Genomic DNA, 540 nt, shown 5'->3' with positions numbered 1-540 from the left:
TCGAAAGGACTATGCAGATTTTCTTCAGCCCCCCTTGCTGATTACTTTCCTTTGCCGGTGTCGCCTTCAAAGAAAAATTCGGTGAGTGTCAGGGATTTTTGCTTTGACGCCAACGGCGGGGTGTGGATCGCGACTTATCAATCAGGTTTGTTCAGACTTGATTATAACAATAAGAAAATGACCAGCATTTCTCTCCCGGCCGGCAAGGAAAGTTCACTCGGAAACGACGTTAATAAGGTATTTCTGCTTAATGCGGAGACTTTATTGGTTGGTACGGTTAGTAAGGGTGCATTGAAACTGAACTTAAGAAACTTCGCTTTCTCACAACTTCTGGAAAAAGACGAAAGTGGCAAACCTCTTTTTGTGAGAAAGATCTTCCAGGATAATACGGGCAATATCTGGCTGGGTACTGAAAGCGGGATTTATATCTATAATATGCAAAACAACGAGGTGACGTCACTTCGTCATAATTTTAATGACCCATATTCCATCTCGGACAATGCAATTCATGCTATACACCAGGACCGGGAAGGAGGTATG

The 540-nt window shown here is 43.1% G+C and carries 1 protein-coding gene; it reads left to right on the top strand.

Going from position 1 to position 540, the window contains the following annotated elements:
* Nucleotides 1-540, top strand: a 540-nt coding sequence (locus ACNOHI_RS25490) for a two-component regulator propeller domain-containing protein (protein ID WP_420477517.1), incomplete at both ends; no start/stop codon positions are given.

This window comes from Noviherbaspirillum sp. ST9 (genome assembly GCF_048799745.1).
In the GTDB taxonomy this organism is placed as follows: Bacteria; Pseudomonadota; Gammaproteobacteria; order Burkholderiales; family Burkholderiaceae_D; genus Noviherbaspirillum.
The sequence above is the reverse complement of the archived record's forward strand: the minus strand, read 5'-3'. Positions and strand labels throughout refer to the sequence as shown.